This is a genomic window from Streptomyces sp. NBC_01296 (assembly GCF_035984415.1).
In the GTDB taxonomy this organism is placed as follows: Bacteria; Actinomycetota; Actinomycetes; order Streptomycetales; family Streptomycetaceae; genus Streptomyces.
The window spans coordinates 1075943-1091572 of the sequence record NZ_CP130720.1; the positions used below are offsets into that span (position 1 = coordinate 1075943).

At 72.6% G+C, this 15630-nt stretch carries 15 protein-coding genes; 11 read left to right on the forward strand and 4 right to left on the reverse strand.

Annotated elements, in window-relative coordinates; translation table 11 throughout:
• Nucleotides 1–10 precede the first annotated feature (10 nt).
• The 6 genes from OG299_RS05230 (at nt 11) to OG299_RS05255 (ending at nt 7174) form a co-directional block, all read left to right on the forward strand.
• On the forward strand, nt 11–1225 hold the full coding sequence (locus OG299_RS05230; RefSeq protein ID WP_327360667.1) for a glycoside hydrolase family 64 protein: 1215 nt from the start codon (nt 11–13) through the stop codon (nt 1223–1225).
• 110 nt (nt 1226–1335) lie between these two features.
• Complete coding sequence (locus OG299_RS05235; RefSeq protein WP_327360668.1) at nt 1336–2379, forward strand: LacI family DNA-binding transcriptional regulator; 1044 nt, start codon at nt 1336–1338, stop codon at nt 2377–2379.
• A gap of 219 nt (nt 2380–2598) precedes the next feature.
• Nucleotides 2599–3912, forward strand: coding sequence for an ABC transporter substrate-binding protein (locus OG299_RS05240; protein ID WP_327360669.1), 1314 nt, complete (start codon nt 2599–2601; stop codon nt 3910–3912).
• A complete protein-coding gene (locus OG299_RS05245) occupies nt 3899–4882 on the forward strand; it encodes a carbohydrate ABC transporter permease (protein WP_327360670.1) in 984 nt (327 codons plus the stop codon). Before OG299_RS05240 ends, OG299_RS05245 begins: the two co-directional genes overlap by 14 nt.
• Nucleotides 4879–5712: a carbohydrate ABC transporter permease gene (locus tag OG299_RS05250; RefSeq protein WP_327360671.1), complete on the forward strand. Its 834-nt coding sequence runs from the start codon at nt 4879–4881 to the stop codon at nt 5710–5712. Before OG299_RS05245 ends, OG299_RS05250 begins: the two co-directional genes overlap by 4 nt.
• Nucleotides 5713–5755: 43 nt before the next feature.
• Nucleotides 5756–7174 (forward strand): GH1 family beta-glucosidase, encoded by a 1419-nt coding sequence (locus OG299_RS05255; RefSeq protein ID WP_327360672.1) that lies wholly within the window; start codon nt 5756–5758, stop codon nt 7172–7174.
• Here OG299_RS05255 and OG299_RS05260 read toward each other — a convergent pair.
• Complete coding sequence (locus OG299_RS05260) at nt 7146–7760, reverse strand: HutD/Ves family protein (RefSeq protein WP_327360673.1); 615 nt, start codon at nt 7758–7760, stop codon at nt 7146–7148. The genes OG299_RS05255 and OG299_RS05260 overlap by 29 nt on opposite strands.
• A 207-nt stretch (nt 7761–7967) precedes the next feature.
• On the opposite strand from OG299_RS05260, the gene OG299_RS05265 reads away from it, so the two are divergent.
• Nucleotides 7968–8858, forward strand: a complete 891-nt coding sequence (locus tag OG299_RS05265) for an SDR family NAD(P)-dependent oxidoreductase (protein ID WP_327360674.1) — start codon at nt 7968–7970, stop codon at nt 8856–8858.
• Nucleotides 8859–8936: 78 nt separating this feature from the next.
• A complete protein-coding gene (locus tag OG299_RS05270) occupies nt 8937–9518 on the forward strand; it encodes a TetR/AcrR family transcriptional regulator (RefSeq protein ID WP_327360675.1) in 582 nt (193 codons plus the stop codon).
• A 54-nt stretch (nt 9519–9572) separates the two neighbouring features.
• Here the strand turns inward: OG299_RS05270 and OG299_RS05275 are convergent, their stop codons facing one another.
• Both OG299_RS05275 and OG299_RS05280 read right to left on the reverse strand, forming a co-directional pair.
• Nucleotides 9573–10313 carry a hypothetical protein gene (locus tag OG299_RS05275; RefSeq protein ID WP_266637319.1) on the reverse strand — a complete coding sequence of 247 codons (741 nt, stop codon included), beginning with the start codon at nt 10311–10313 and terminating at the stop codon, nt 9573–9575.
• Nucleotides 10314–10506: 193 nt separating this feature from the next.
• Nucleotides 10507–11310: an NADPH-dependent F420 reductase gene (locus OG299_RS05280; protein ID WP_323179151.1), complete on the reverse strand. Its 804-nt coding sequence runs from the start codon at nt 11308–11310 to the stop codon at nt 10507–10509.
• A 30-nt stretch (nt 11311–11340) separates the two neighbouring features.
• On the opposite strand from OG299_RS05280, the gene OG299_RS05285 reads away from it, so the two are divergent.
• Entirely contained in the window at nt 11341–12360 is a 1020-nt protein-coding gene (locus OG299_RS05285) for an AfsR/SARP family transcriptional regulator (protein ID WP_327360676.1), read from the forward strand.
• 122 nt (nt 12361–12482) lie between these two features.
• Complete coding sequence (locus tag OG299_RS05290) at nt 12483–12950, forward strand: hypothetical protein (protein ID WP_327360677.1); 468 nt, start codon at nt 12483–12485, stop codon at nt 12948–12950.
• Between the two features lie 80 nt (nt 12951–13030).
• Here the strand turns inward: OG299_RS05290 and OG299_RS05295 are convergent, their stop codons facing one another.
• Nucleotides 13031–14392, reverse strand: coding sequence for an FAD-dependent oxidoreductase (locus tag OG299_RS05295; protein WP_327360678.1), 1362 nt, complete (start codon nt 14390–14392; stop codon nt 13031–13033).
• A 183-nt stretch (nt 14393–14575) separates the two neighbouring features.
• Between OG299_RS05295 and OG299_RS05300 the strand changes: the two genes are divergently transcribed.
• Complete coding sequence (locus tag OG299_RS05300; RefSeq protein ID WP_327360679.1) at nt 14576–15628, forward strand: PHP domain-containing protein; 1053 nt, start codon at nt 14576–14578, stop codon at nt 15626–15628.
• Nucleotides 15629–15630 lie beyond the last annotated feature (2 nt).

Sequence of the window (15630 nt, forward strand, 5' to 3'; positions counted from 1 at the left end):
GGAGACACCCGTGAACATCCGACAACGGCTCGCGCTGACCGTGCCGGCCGTGCTGATCGCCCTGCTGGGGCTCGTCCCGCCGGCCCCGACCGGCGCCGCCGCGAACTCCGCTCAGGGCGGGCCCGGGAGCTTCCCGATCACCTTCCAGAACAACACCCGTGGCACGTACGCCGATTCACAGATCTTCGTCACCGTGCTCGGCCAGGTGGTCCCGGGCCAGTGGTCGTACATGAAGCCCGACGGCTCCATGGCCCACATCGACCACCTCGACGCCACCGCGCCCGGCCACCTGGTCAAGAAGGGCGTCAGCTACCCCGACATGTCCTTCACCCTGGCCCAGGTGGGCGGGACGGTGCCCTCCCCGGCATCGATCCGCGGGGGCCGGATCTACATCTCCCTCGGCTCGCCCCTCTACCTCCCGGTCTCCCCCGACGACCAGGGCTGGGGCGGCCCCGACCTGCGCAACCCCGATGCCCCGAACAGCGACGTGTACTACGACTGGTACGAGTACACCTACGTGCAGGGCCAGGTCGCCTTCGGCGGGAACACCACCCAGGTCGACCAGTTCGGCTTCCCGATGACCTCGCGGCTGCGCCAGACCTCCAGCGGCTACGACACCACCCGCGGCATCACCCGGACCCGCGCCGAGGTCATGCAGCAGTACGCGGCCTCCGTCGGGGCCGCCTTCAAGCCGCTGCAGAACGGCTACCGCATCGTGGCGCCGCGCTCCTCGAACCTGTTCCTCGCGGGCGGCGCGCAGCAGAACCACCTCACCACCGCCATCGACCGGGCCTGGTCCTACTACACCGCCCACCCGTTCGCCCTGACCCGGCTCGGCGAGACCTTCTCCGGGCGGGTCTCCGGCTCCACGCTCACCTTCAGCAAGAACGGCACCGGCCCCTTCACCCTCCGCAAGCCCACCTCGCCGGACGTCATGGCCTGCGCGGGGGCGCTCGCCTCGGGCAACGACACCGAGAAACAGCTCGGCGCGGAGTTCTGTGCCGCGTTCAACCGGGGTGTCGCCCTCGACACCACCGCCTGGTACGCCCCGGCCGCGTACTACGCCGGGACCGCGAAGAACGACTACGCCGGCTTCTTCCACACCGTCGGCCTGGACAAGCGGGCCTACGGGTTCCCCTACGACGACGTCAACGACCAGTCCTCCGTCCAGATCCTCGGCAACGCCGAGCCGCCGACCGGTCTGACCCTCGGCATCGGCTGGTGACTCGGGGCATGTCCTGCCCGTGCCACCGGGAGCGCTCTCAGGCTCCCGGCGGCACGGGTTACCCTGCTGTTCGGCAGCCAACAGCCCCCGGACATGCAGGAGGAGCGCCCGTGCCCGAACAGCTTCCCGGCCGCCGGCCCACCCTGGAGGCCGTGGCGGAGCGCGCCGGGGTGTCCCGGGCCACCGCGTCCCGCGTCGTCAACGGCGGCGAGGGTGTGCGCGCCCATCTGGTGGAGAAGGTCCGCGAGGCCGTACGGGAGCTCGGGTACGTGCCGAATCCCGCGGCCCGCACCCTCGTCACGCGGCGCACCGGGGCCGTCGCGGTGATCATCGCCGAGCCGGAGATCCGGATCTTCTCCGACCCCTTCTTCTCCCGCCAGATCCGGGGCATCAGCAAGGAACTGACCGCACATGACACGCAGTTGGTCCTGCTGCTCGTGGAGGACCGGGGGGACTACGACCGCATCGAGCGCTATCTGGCCGGCGGCCACGTCGACGGGGCGCTCGCCTTCTCGCTGCACACCGACGACCCGCTGCCCGCGATCACCCGCCGCATCGGGATGCCCACGGTCTACGGCGGCCGACCGGGCTGGACCGCCGGATCCGGGGAGCACGGCGGTGTCGCGTACGTCGACGCGGACAACCGCGGGGGCGCCCGCGAGGCCGTACGGTACCTGCTGGAGCAGGGTCGGCAGCGGATCGCGCACATCGCCGGCCCGCTGGACCAGACCTCGGCGGTGGACCGGCTCGACGGCTACCGGGACGTCCTGCTCGACGCCGATCCGGCGCTGATCGCGGAGGGGGACTTCACCGCGGAGGGCGGGGCCCGCGCGATGGCAGGGCTGCTGGAGCGCTGCCCGGACCTCGACGCGGTGTTCGCGGCGAACGACCTGATGGCGACGGGGGCCCTGCGGGTGCTGCGGGAGCGCGGCCTCGCGGTGCCCGGGGACGTGGCGCTGGTCGGCTTCGACGATGCCGAACCGGTCGCGGAGAGCGCCGATCCGCCGCTGACGACCGTGCGCCAGGACATCGAGGGCATGGGGCATCTGATGGCCCGCTTGCTGCTGCGCACCCTGAACAAGGTCCAGGGCGAGCGCGGGGTACCCGCCTCGGTGGTCACTCCGACGGCGCTGGTGCGGCGCGCCTCCGCGTGATCCGCCCGATCCCTCCCGTCCGCCCGGTCCGTCGGGCCGGCGCGGCGTGAACTCGTCGTGCCGCAGGGAAGATTGTGGACGAAGGCGTGCTGTTGTGCGTACAACTCTTGACGGGGCCCGGGCTGCGGGTGCACGCTCCAGTCGCGCTCTGAGAGCGCTCTCAACGCTGGCGCACTCCCACCCCCGCACCCTGCCCGTCCAGGCCAAGGAGGCCGCCCCATGTCCATCCCCCGAACCACCCCCAGAGCCATGGTCCGACTCGGCGCCGTCGCGCTCACCGGAGTGCTCCTGGCCGCCTGCGGATCCGGGTCCGGGTCGGGCGGTGCGTCCTCCGGCGACGCCGCAGGCGGCGACGTCACGCTCACCGTCGACCTGTTCGGTGCGTTCGGCTACCAGGAGTCCGGGCTCTACGCCGAGTACGAGCAGCTCCACCCCGGCGTCAAGATCAAGCAGACCGACACCGAGGACGAGCAGGACTACTGGAAGTCGCTCCAGACCCGCCTCGCGGGCGGCGGCGGCCTGGCCGACGTCCAGGCCGTGGAGGTCGGCCGCATCGCCTCGGTCGCCCAGCAGCAGGCCGGCAAGTTCGTGGACCTGAACCAGTACGGGGCCGGGGCGCTCAAGGGGGAGTTCGCCCCCGCCAAGTGGTCCGCCGCGGCCACCAAGGACGGCAAGGTGCTGGGCCTGGGCACCGATGTCGGCCCCGAGGCGATGTGTTATCGCCGCGACCTGTTCCAGGCCGCCGGGCTGCCCACCGACCGCACCGAACTGGCGGCGCGGTGGGCCACCTGGGACGGATACCTCGAACTCGGCCGCCAGTACAAGGAGAAGGCGCCGGCCGGCAGCGCCTGGCTCGACAGCGTGGGCAGCCTGAACGCGGTCATGGTCGGGCAACAGAAGGAGCGCTACTACGACGCCTCGGGCGCTCTGGTCTACGAGAACAGCCCCGCCGTGAAGGCCGCCTGGGACGCCTCGGTCAAGGCCGCCGGCGACGGGCTCAGCGCCAAACTGGACCAGTGGTCGCCGCCGTGGAACCAGGCGTTCGCGTCCGGCTCCTTCGCCACCCTGCCCTGCCCCGCCTGGATGCTCGGCTACATCAAGGGCCAGGCCGCAGACGCGGGCCAGGGCAAGTGGGACGTCGCGAAGCTGCCCGGCGGCGCGGGCAACTGGGGCGGCTCCTACCTGGCGGTCCCGAGCGCCGCCAAGCACAAGAAGGAGGCGTACGAGCTGATCAAATGGCTCACCGCGCCCGAGCAGCAGACCAAGGTCTTCCGCAAGCAGGGCAACTTCCCCTCCGCCACCGGGTCCATCAGCCAGATAGCCGACGCCAAGGACCCGTACTTCTCCGACGCGCCGATCGGCCGGATCTTCGGGGACGCCGCCGAACAGGCCCCCGTCCAGGTGCTCGGCCTGCACGACAAGGACATCGCCGACCAGATCAACAACGCGCTCAGCGAGGTGGAACGCAAGGGCACGGCTCCCGAGACGGCCTGGTCCAACGCGAAGAAGGCCGTCAAGAATGCCCTCGGCTGAGCCGCCGGCACCGCCGGCGCCCCTGACCGCCCGTAGGCCGCCGCGGCCGCCGGCCCGGCGGCGCGGGCGGCCGGCCGCGTTGTCCCCGTACGCCTTCCTCGCCCCCTTCTTCACCCTGTTCGCCGCGTTCGGGATCTTCCCGCTGCTCTACACGGCGTACGTCTCCCTCTACCGCGCCGAACTCCAGACCCCCGGCGAGCTGGAGTGGCGCGGCCTCGGGAACTACACGGCGCTGTTCACCGACCCGTTCTTCTGGACGGCGCTGCGCAATACGTTCACCATCGGCGTCCTGTCCACGGTGCCCCAGCTGCTGATGGCGCTGGGCCTGGCCCACCTGCTCAACTACCGGCTGCGCGCCCGCACGTTCTTCCGTACCGCCCTGCTGCTGCCGTACGCGACCTCGGTCGCCGCTGCGTCGCTGATCTTCGCGCAGCTCTTCGGGCACGATTTCGGGCTCGTGAACCGCCTGTTGGACCTGGTGGGCATCCATCCGGTTGACTGGCAGAACGGTACGGCGGCCTCCCAGATCGCCGTCTCGTCCATCGTGGTCTGGCGCTGGACCGGGTACAACACGCTGATCTACCTGGCGGGCATGCAGACGATCCCGGCCGAGCTGTACGAGTCGGCCGAGGTCGACGGGGCCTCCCGCCTGCGGCAGTTCCTGCACGTGACGCTGCCGGGGCTGCGCCCGACGATCGTCTTCACCTCGATCGTCTCGACGATCGGCGCCACCCAGTTGTTCGGCGAGCCGCTGCTGTTCGAGGGGTCGATGTCCGGCGGCATCTCGCACCAGTACCAGACCCTCGGCCTGTACATGTACGAGCAGGGCTGGGGCTTCTTCCACCTGGGCCGGGCGGCGGCCATCGCCTGGGTGATGTTCCTGCTGATCGTGGTGCTGGTCGGGGCCAACGCCTCCTTCTCTCATCGGCGCAGTGTGCGCCGCCGTACCCGTAAGGAGGCCGGCCGATGAGCGCGCACGTCTCCGCGCGGCGCGGCGGAAGGCTGACGTACGCGGTCTTGATCTGCGCGGTGCTGGTCTCGGCCTTCCCGCTGTACTGGATCCTCGTCGCCGCGAGCCGCTCCAATGCCGAACTGGCGCGTCCCGTGCCGGCGTTGCTGCCGGGTCCGCGACTCCTGGACAATCTGCAGGCCGTCCTGGACGAGGCGGCGATCGGCACGGCGCTGCTCAACTCGCTCATCGTCTCGGGGGCGATCACCCTCGGCACGGTGCTGTGCTCCACGCTGGCCGGGTTCGCCTTCGCCAAACTCCGCTTCCGGGGCCGCGGGGCGCTGCTCGGCACCGTCGTCGCCTCGATGATGATCCCGCCGCAGCTCGGGGTGATCCCGCTGTTCATGCTGATCGTCAAACTGCACTGGGTGAACGAGCTGCAGGCCGTCGTACTGCCCGGACTGGTCTCTGCGTTCGGCGTGTTCTTCATGCGGCAGTTCCTGGTGCAGTCGCTGCCGGACGAGCTGATCGAGGCGGCCCGGGTGGACGGGGCCTCGCACGCCCGGATCTTCTGGTCGATCGTCGTGCCGATCGCCCGTCCGGCGATGGCGGTCCTGGGCCTGCTCACCTTCATGACGGCCTGGAACGACTTCTTCTGGCCGATCGTCGCGCTGTCCTCGCAAGAGCCGACCGTCCAGGTCGCGCTGCGCCAGCTGGGCGGCGGATACGTCCACGACCAGTCCGTGATCATGGCGGGCACCCTGCTCGGCACGCTGCCCGTGCTGCTGGTCTTCGGACTGCTCGGCCGGCAGATCGTCGGCGGCATCATGCAGGGCGCGGTCAAGGGCTGACGCGGCCGCCCCGGCCTTCCCCTCACCTTCCTGGAGTCCTCCCATGACCACGCTCGACACGTCTCCCGTCACGAAGACGGGCCTCTCCTTCCCGGCCGGCTTTCGCTGGGGCACGGCCACCGCCGCGTACCAGATCGAGGGCGCGGCCGCCCTGTACGGCCGGACGCCCTCCATCTGGGACACCTTCAGCCGCACCCCCGGCAAGGTCCACAACGGCGACACCGGGGACACGGCCGCCGACCACTACCACCGCATGAGCGAGGACGTGGCCCTGCTCCGCAGGCTCGGCGTGAGCGACTACCGCTTCTCGGTGGCCTGGCCGCGGGTCCAGCCCACCGGCCGCGGGCCCGCCGTCCAGCAGGGCCTGGACTTCTACCGGCGGCTCGTCGACGAGCTGCTGGCGGCCGGGATCCGGCCCGTCGCCACCCTCTACCACTGGGACCTGCCGCAGGAGCTCGAGGACCTGGGGGGCTGGCCGCGGCGGGAGACCGCCGAACGGTTCGCCGAGTACGCGGGGCTCGTGGCCGGGGCGCTCGGCGACCGGGTGGCCGACTGGACCACGTTCAACGAGCCCTGGTGCGCCGCCTTCCTCGGCTACGCGTCCGGGGTGCACGCCCCGGGCCGCACCGAGCCGGCGTCCGCGCTGCGGGCCGCGCACCACTTCAACCTGGCCCACGGCATGGGGGTGGCGGCGCTGCGCGCGGTCCTCCCCCGGTCGGCCGAGGTCTCGCTGACGCTGAACCTGCACGCGCTGCGGCCGCGGACGCGCTCCGCCGCCGATCTGGACGCGGTGCGCCGGATCGACGCGGTGGGCAACAGGATCTTCCTCGACCCGGTCTTCCACGGGCGCCTCCCGCAGGACCTGGTCCGCGACACCGCCGGGGTGACGGACTGGTCCTTCGTCCGGGACGGCGATCTGGCCGCCGCCGCGGCGACGATCGACTGGCTGGGCCTCAACTACTACGCCCCGACGGTGGTCGCGGCCGCCGAGCCGGGGGACCCGGAGCCCTCCGCCGGGCCCTCGCCCTGGGCGGGTGCCGAACGACACGTGCGCTTCCTGCCCGCGCCGGGGCCGCGGACGGCCATGGACTGGCCGGTGGATGCGGACGGCCTGCACGAGCTGCTGGTCCGGCTGCGCGACGAACTGCCCGGCGTACCGCTGCTGATCACGGAGAACGGTGCGGCGTACGTGGACTACGCCGACCCCGAGGGCGATGTGCACGACCCGGAGCGGATCGAGTACCTGCACGGCCATCTGGCCGCGGTGCACCGGGCGATCGCGGACGGGGCCGATGTGCGCGGGTACTTCGTGTGGTCGCTGCTGGACAACTTCGAGTGGGCGTACGGGTACAGCCAGCGGTTCGGCCTCGTCCACGTCGACTTCGCGACCCAGCGGCGCACGCTGAAGGACAGTGCCCGCTGGTACGCCGACGTCATCGCCCGGGGCGCCCTGCCAGGCTGACCACCGCCGCGCGCCCCGGGGTACGCAGGCGCCAGGTGCCGGCGCCGGTGATCCGGACCGCGTCGTAAGGGCCGAGGGCGACGGGGCCGGCAGCGACTGCGGGGCCGGCTGCGCCTTCGCGTTCGAGTTCCGCCGGGCCCTGGAGCGCGACCACCAGCAGGGTCTCCCCCGGCGCGGCGGTGAGCGCGAGGGCGCCCCGTACGACGGCGGTCTGCGCGTGCACGCGGTCGCGGCGGTACATCACGTTGAAGTTCACGACGGGCCCGTCGAGGAGCCGGCACGCGGTGGGGGCGTCGCCGGGGAAGTCCTGCGGCGCGTAGCGCTCGTCGACGAGGCGGCGGGCGCCGGCCACCGCGAGGTCCATGCCCGCCCCCTCGGCCAGGGTCAGGGTGCGGTCGACGCCGGGGAAGGCCGAGAAGGGCCCGTCCGCGGCCACCTCGGCGAGGCTGACCCGCCACCCGAAATCGGCCATGCCGGCGTCCTCGGGCCAGGCCGCGATCTCCCGGGTCACGCCGCCGCCGTTCTTCCACGCGACGGCTGCGCGGTCGCCCGCGCGCAGGATCCGGACCTCGTCGCCGCCGGTCATGGCACTGCTCCTCGCGTCGGGTACGCGCCGCTCCTGCGGCCCGGCCGAGCCTATCCACCCCGGACGGGAGGGCGTCCCGCGGGCAGACCGCGACCGTCCCGGAGACCAGCGCGGCGGCCGACCAGATAACCGGATAGGTCATCCGCATATGTGTTACGGTCGCATCAAGCGGATGATCTATCCGGATAGCGAGTGGGGATGGAAGCCATGAAGAGGACTGCTGTGGTCACGGCCGGAACCGGCGGGATCGGCCTGGAGACGGCGCTGGGGCTGGCCGCTGCCGGGTACGCGGTCACCGTGATCGGACGCAACGCCGAGCGGGGCGCCCGGGCGGTCGACCGGATCGACGCGACGGACCCGGCACACCCGGGCCGTTTCCTGTCCGTCGACCTCGCCTCGCTCGAGGAGGTGCGCGGACTCGCCGGCCGGATCGCCTCGGAACATGCCGCCTCGGGCGAACCGCTGACCGTACTGGTCAACAACGTCGGGGCGATGTTCGCGGACCGCCGGGACCGGGGCGGGCTCGAGGCATCGTTCGTCGTCAACCACCTCTCGCCGTACCTGCTGACCGAGCTGCTGCTGCCCACACTGACGGCCGGTGCGCCGAGCAGGATCGTGAACGTGACCTCGGGCGCGGTCGGGGTCGCGAAGCGGGTGTTCGACGCCGTCGAGCCGCCCGGCGGCTACTACGGCTTCCACTGGTACGGCCGCGCAAAGCTCGCCAACCTCGCTTACACGCTCGACCTGGCGAAGCGGCTGGACGACACGGGCGTGTCGGTCTTCGCCGCGGACCCCGGAGGCGCCGCGACCGACATGACCGACGGCACCATGACCGACTCCAAGATCGTCTCGCCCGCGCTGCGGCTGATGTGGCCGCTGGTGCGCCGCACGTTCGCACGGTCGACGTCCGGTCCGGCGTCCGTGGCGGCCAGGCCCTCGATCGTCGCCGCCACCGACGCCGCCCTGACGGGCCGGACCGGCGTCGTGATCGGCGCCCAGGCGAGCCCGGTGGCGCCGTTCCGCGCCGCGACGGACCCCCGCGTCGCCGAAGCCGTACGCCGCCTCAGCGAACGGCACGCGCCCCTGGCTGCCGTCTGATCTGCCGGCCGATCTGCCGGCCGGCGGCGGCACGGGCGGCGGGAGCATCCGGATGGGCCATCCCCTTAGCATGACCCCATGACGACGACGCCACTGCGCAAGGACGCGGCCCGCAACTGGGACCGGATCGTCGACGTCGCCCGTGCCCTGGTCGACCAGGGCACGCCGTTGCAGCTCAACGACGTCGCCCGCCGCGCCGGCCTCGGTGTCGGCACCGTCTACCGGCACTTCGCCACGCCCGAGGCGCTGCTGGAGACCGTCGCCACCCCCTGCCTGGAAGCCCTGGCCGCCCACGGCGAGCAGGCGCTGGCCGACACCGACCCCTGGCGCGCGCTGGAGGGCTTCCTGACCCGCACGGTCGAGGCGCAGGTCACCGACGCCTCCCTGGCCCCGGTCACCGCCGCCTCCGAAGACACCCTGCCGCGCACCACGGAACTCAAGCAGTCGCTGCGGTCGGCGGGCACCACACTCCTCGACCGGGCCCGCCGGGCCGGGGCGGTACGTCCCGACCTGGCCCCGGCGGACCTCGTCCCGCTCATGTGCGGCATCGCCTACGCGGTGCAGGTCCACGGCAGCGCCGCCGATGACCGCATCGACACAGCCCGCCGCTATCTGGCCACCCTGCTCGGGGGTCTGCGGGCCGCGCCACCGCACGCCTGAGGGGGCCGGACCGCTTCGGTCCGGCCGCGGTGCGTACGGGGGTGGGAACGGGAGTTACAGGATGCGCCGGGTGGTGTGCGGCAGCGAGAAGTACCCCGGGCGACCCGCATCGAGCGGGGCGCCCTCGGCGGCGTCCGTGTCGAATGCGTACACCATGAGCGGGCTGCTGCCGCTGGGGCCCGTGGCGGTGGCGCGCAGCCGGTAGCGCTCGGTGCGGACGGCGTCGCGGGCGAGGGGGGCGCCGCCCTCGTAGAAGTGGGCCGGCTTGGCGTCGGTGGCCATGCGCAGGTCCACGGCGCGCCAGGTGCCGGTGGCCGGGTCGCGCCGTTCCAGTACGTACGGTGACGCGGGTCCGGGCAGGTCGCCGGGCTCGCCGGTCAGGGGCTCCATCTGGAAGGCGATCAGCAGGTGCCCGTAGGCCCGGGAGTTGCCGTTGCGGACGGTGACCGTGAACTCCTGGGCGGGGCCGCCGCGGACCAGGTTCAGCCCGCCGCCCGCGGCCGCCGCGGTCAGGGACAGCCGGGTCGCAGGGGCGGGGGCCGCCGATGCGGTCGGCGTCATCGCGGGCGTCGCCGAGGACGTGGGTGCGGTGGTCGAGGTGGGCGTGGGCGCCGGTGAGGACACGGCCGGGGTCCCCGACCCGGTCGCCGCCGGCGACGCCGGGCCCGAGGGCGAGGCGCCGGACGACCGGGCGGGAGCGGCCGGGGCGTCCGGGTGACCGGAGCAGGCCGTCAGGACGGCCGACAGCGCCGCCAGTACGGCCGAGGCGATCAGCAGACGGGGTCTGACGTGCAATGTGCCCTCCTACGACTCCTGTGACGGCAGGACGGTAGCAAGGGCGGCGCGCCCGTACAGCGGCGCGGCGCATGACACTTCGGTCACGGTTGTCGACCGGGCCCGGGGCCGCCCGGAGCCGGCGCCCGGATCCCGCGCCGACGCCCTGGCCGGGCACCGGAGCCCCCGCGCTCCCGCGCCCGGCCGTGGGCCGTCAGCCCTTGAAGTCCGCCGTCCGGACCGGGGAGGCCTCGGCGAGGGCCTTGACCACGGCGTCGGTCCCCGCCCGCAGACCGTACACGGGGGTGCCCGGCTGCTGGCGCCAGGAGTCGTCGAGGCCGCCCGCGTCGACGGAGTCGAAGCCGAGTGCGTCGATGAGCACCCGGACGGTCTGCTTCGCCGCCCCGTCGTCGCCGGCGACCGGGAGGGCCATGCGGTCCGGGTCCCCGGCCGGCCGGTGCCGGTCCAAGATGTCCTCGGCGTACGTCCCGTTGAAGGCCTTGACCACCGGGTGCCCGATGTGGCGCTCGCTCCAGCGGCTCTCGGTCAGTCCCTCGTCCTCGATCTCGGCGATGCGGCCGTCGCGCTGCTTCGGGTAGTAGTTCCCGGTCTCGATGACGACGAAGTCCTCGGCCGCCCGGTCGAAGAGCCCGGCGGGCAGCTCGGGCACGTTCTTCAGGGGGATGGTGACCACGACGAGCTCGGCCCCGCGGGCCGCCTCCGCCACCGTGACCGCCGTGGCTCCGGTCTCCTTCGCGAGGTCGGACAGGGTCTCGGGGCCACGGGAGTTCGCCACGGACACGTCGTGTCCGAGCGCGGTCAGGCGGCGCGTCAGGTTGCCGCCGATGTTGCCTGCGCCGATGATGCCGATCTTCATGAGCTCTCCAGTGCGTGCAGGGTGGTCGGGTTCCGCGTGGAGTCCGAACCACCGGCAGCCGCCGCGCATTCCGGGTACGGCCCTCCCGTCTGCGGATCCCCCGTTCGAGTGGCCGGATCCACGCCACACGGATTCAGCCATGTATTTCGACCATGCCGACCTGAGGAGGCCGTGGCCCTGGCCTCGGCCGGCCCGTACGGCCTCTCCCTCGGGATCGCGACCCGGGACGCGGCGCGCGGGCTCGGCCCGGGCGAGGAGCTGTACCGCCTGCGCGAGGCGCTGTCCCCGTGGCACGGGCCACCGCCGGCCAACGTGGCTTCGGGCATGCTCCGGCTCGACGCGGCGCCGACGCTCGAACAGGAGCGGCTGCGCGTGCCGGAGCGGGTCTGCGACCTCGAACTCGCCGCCGGGAACTGCCATCAGGTATTGGTCGACCTGTACGAGAGCGGCCGCCGGCATCCGGTGCGCGAGCGGTGCACCGAGCAGCTCATCGAGGCCCTCTACCGCACGGGGCGCCAGGCGCAGGCCCTCGCCGAATACCACACCGTACGGGACCGGCTGCGCGACGAGCTCGGCGTCGACCCGGGCGCCGGGCTGCGCCGCCCGGGGCTGGCGATCCTGCGCTCCGAGGAGCTCGGACGGCCCGAACCGGCAGGCGCACGGCCCGCCCTGACGCGGGCCGCCGCCCCCGGGGTGCCGGCCCCGCCGGCCGAACCCGCGTCGGACAGCGGCTGGCGCGGGGTGCCCAGAACCCGCCCCGGACGCCCGGGCTTGTCGCCCGCGCCCAGGTTCGCCGAACGGCAGGCCGACCGCGCGGCCATCGCCGCACGTCTGACCTCGGCCGAAGGGCCGCAGCGCGTCGTGGTCTCCGGAGCGCCCGGCAGCGGGAAGTCCGCGCCGACCCACCAGTGCGCCTACGAGGTCCGGGACGAGTTCCCCGGCGGGGTCTTCACCTTCGCACTGACCCGGCCCGACGGCAGCCCCTTGAGCCCGGACGAAGCACAGGAACTCCTGCCCGGCCCCGGCGACGGCGGACGCCGGCTCCTCGTCCTCGACGACGCGGCCGGCGCCGGACAGGTCCTGCCGGCCGACCATGCCCCGGATTTCGCGCCGGACGTGCGCACGGCGCTCCCGGCGGGCGTACGGGCCCTGCGGGCGGCGGCGCCGGCCTGCCTGGGTTCGCCCCGATAGGCGGCTGTACGCCATCTGCGTCGCATTCAGGCCATTTCGCACGTTCCGAGAACCGTCCGCCGGGGTGGCGGCGTCGGTGGGTTCAGCTACTCGGCAACCGAGCACGGCGAAAGGTCCCGACGATGTTCAAGTCTCCGGCCAAGGCCAAGCGCACCGCTTCCCTCGCCCTCGCGGCCACCGCCGCGACGGCCGCACTCACCCTCGCCTTCGTCACCAGCGCCTCCGCGACCGCCGCCGCGGCCCCGTCCGTGTCCGGCAGCCCGGAGGGCGCGTTCTCCCGGATCGCCACCTTCTACGGTGCGTACATCGACGCGGTCTACGACAACGACGGCACGCGCGCCAAGCAGCTGCGGGCCGCCTACCTCTCCGCGCCGCTCCAGCGCGAGCTGGCGAAGTGGGAGGAGACCAACCACGCGGACGGCGTCCTGCGCGCCCAGAACGTGCCGCTGGAGTGGAAGGTCACCTACGTCGACAGCGGCATGGGCAAGACCAATGCCACCGTCACCCTGACCTGGAGCGGCACCGACACCACCCGGCTCCACGTCCAGGCCGACCTGAAGACCCGGAAGATCCTCTCCATCACGGACTGACGACGCTCCGGACATGCGGGTGGGGGCCACCGCCGGCGGCCCCCACCCGATCAAGAACGCGCTGTGACCAAGCGCTGCGACTACGCGCCGCTCGCCTTGAGCATGTCCTCGCGCTCGACGAGCTTCACGCGCTCGCGGCCCTGCGGCTCGCCCAGCGCCTTCTCGGCCGCGTCGAGCTTGTGCCAGCCCTCCCACGTCGTGAAGCGGACGTTCCGCTCGGCCAGGAAGGCCTCGACGGCCTCCGGCGCAGGCGCGGCGGGCGTCTGCAGGCGGCCGCCCGCGTGGTCCTCGAGGAGGTTCGCGACCGTCTCGTTCGCGTCGCCCTTGGTGTGGCCGATGAGGCCGATCGGTCCGCGCCGGATCCAGCCGGTGACGTACGTCGACTGCAGGTGCCCGCCCGCCTCGATCACGCGGCCGCCCTCGTCCGGGACCGTGCCGCTGTCGACGTCCCACGGCAGCTTGGGCAGTTCGTCGGAGAGGTAGCCCACGGCGCGGTAGACGGACCGGACGTCCCAGTCGGTGAACTGGCCGGTGCCCTTGACGTTGCCCGTGCCGTCGAGCTCGGTGCGCTCGGTGCGCAGGCCGACGACCTTGCCGTCCTCGCCGAGGATCTCGGCGGGCGACTCGAAGAAGTGCAGGAAGAGCTTGTGCGGGCGCTCGCCGATGTCGCGGATCGCCCAGTTCTCCAGCGTCTTCGCGACCATGTCCGCCTGCTTGTTGGAGCGGCGGGTGGCGATCGAGCCCTCGTCGTAGTCGATGTCCTCGGGGTTGACGATGACCTCGATGTTGGGCGAGTGGTCGAGCTCGCGCAGCTCCATGGGGCTGAACTTGGCCTGCGCCGGGCCGCGGCGGCCGAAGACGTGCACCTCGAGCGCCTTGTTGGCCTTGAGGCCGTCGTAGACGTTCGCCGGGATCTCGGTGGGCAGCAGCTCGTCCGCGGTCTTCGCCAGGATGCGCGCGACGTCGAGGGCGACGTTGCCGACGCCGAGCACGGCGACCTTCTCGGCCTCCAGCGGCCAGGTGCGCGGAACGTCGGGGTGGCCGTCGTACCAGGAGACGAAGTCCGCGGCGCCGTAGGAGCCCTCGAGCTCGACGCCGGGTATGGCGAGCGCGCGGTCGGCGGTCGCGCCGGTGGAGAAGATCACGGCGTCGTAGAACGAGTGGAGTTCGTCGAGGCTGATGTCGTTCGGGTAGTCCACGTTGCCGAACAGGCGGACCTGCGGCTTGTCGAGCACCTGGTGGAGGGCGGTGATGATGCCCTTGATCCGCGGGTGGTCGGGGGCGACGCCGTACCGGATCAGGCCGAAGGGGGCGGGCATCCGCTCGAACAGGTCGATGGAGACACCCGGCTCGGCGGCCGCCTCGGACTTCAGCAGCGCATCGGCGGCGTAGATTCCGGCGGGGCCGGCACCGACGATTGCTACCCGCAGGGGGCGAGGCATGACAGGTTCCCTTCGACCGACAAAAGACTGGATCAAGAGAACCCTAAACTAAGGCGACCCTAACCCGGCACCCGCCCCCTGGTTATGACCCTATAAACAAAACTTATGACCTTCCCAAGACATCCTTGGGGTTGCCCGTCACACTGGAACCGGCCCGTCACACTGGAACCAGGAGGTACGCCGATGGATCCGGTCGCGGCTTTGGAGCGGATCGCCTTCCTGCTGGAGCGCGGGCAGGCACCGACCTACCGGGTACAGGCCTTCCGGACGGCGGCCGCAGCCCTCACCCGAATGGGCGAACGCGAGGTGCGGGAGCGGGTCGGGGCCGGAACCCTCGAAGCGGTCAAGGGCATCGGGCCGAAAACCGCCCAGGCGGTGCGGGAGGCGCTCGGCGGGTCGATCCCCGCGTACCTGCAGAACCTCGAGGACGAGGTCGCGGCGCACCCCGAAGGCCCCCCGGCGAGCCCGGCCGCCCTCGCGCTGCGCGCGGCCCTGCGCGGGGACTGCCATGTGCACTCCGAGTGGTCCGACGGCGGCAGCCCGATCGAGGCCATGGGGCGGACGGCGGCAGAGCTGGGCCACGAGTGGGCCGTACTCACCGATCACTCGCCGAGCCTGACCGTCGCCCGGGGTCTCTCACCGGAGCGGCTGCGCGAGCAGCTGGAGGCGGTGGCGGAGCTGAACGAGATGTGGGCGCCGTTCCGGCTGCTCACCGGTATCGAATGCGACATCCTGCTCGACGGCTCGCTGGACCAGGAGCCGGAGCTGCTGGATCAGCTGGACGTGGTCGTCGGGTCCGTGCACTCCAAGCTGCGGATGGAGTCGCCCGCGATGACGCGGCGGCTGCTGGCGGCCGTACGCAACCCGCTGATGGACGTCCTGGGCCACTGCACGGGACGGCTGGTGACGGGCCGGACCCGCCCCGAGTCCCGGTTCGACGCCGAGGCGGTCTTCGCCGCCTGCGCGGAGTCCGGGACCGCCGTGGAGATCAACAGCCGGCCCGAGCGGCTGGACCCGCCGCGCCGGCTGCTGAGGTCGGCCGTGGAGGCCGGCACCCTGTTCGCGATCGACACGGACGCGCACGCCCCGGGCCAGCTGGACTGGCAGCTGCTCGGCTGCGAACGGGCCGTGGAGTGCGGGGTGCCGGCCGAGCGCGTCGTGAACACCTGGCCGCGGGAGCAGCTGCTGGAGTGGACCCGGACCCGCCGCCCGCCCACCTCGGCGGCCGCGGCCTGAGC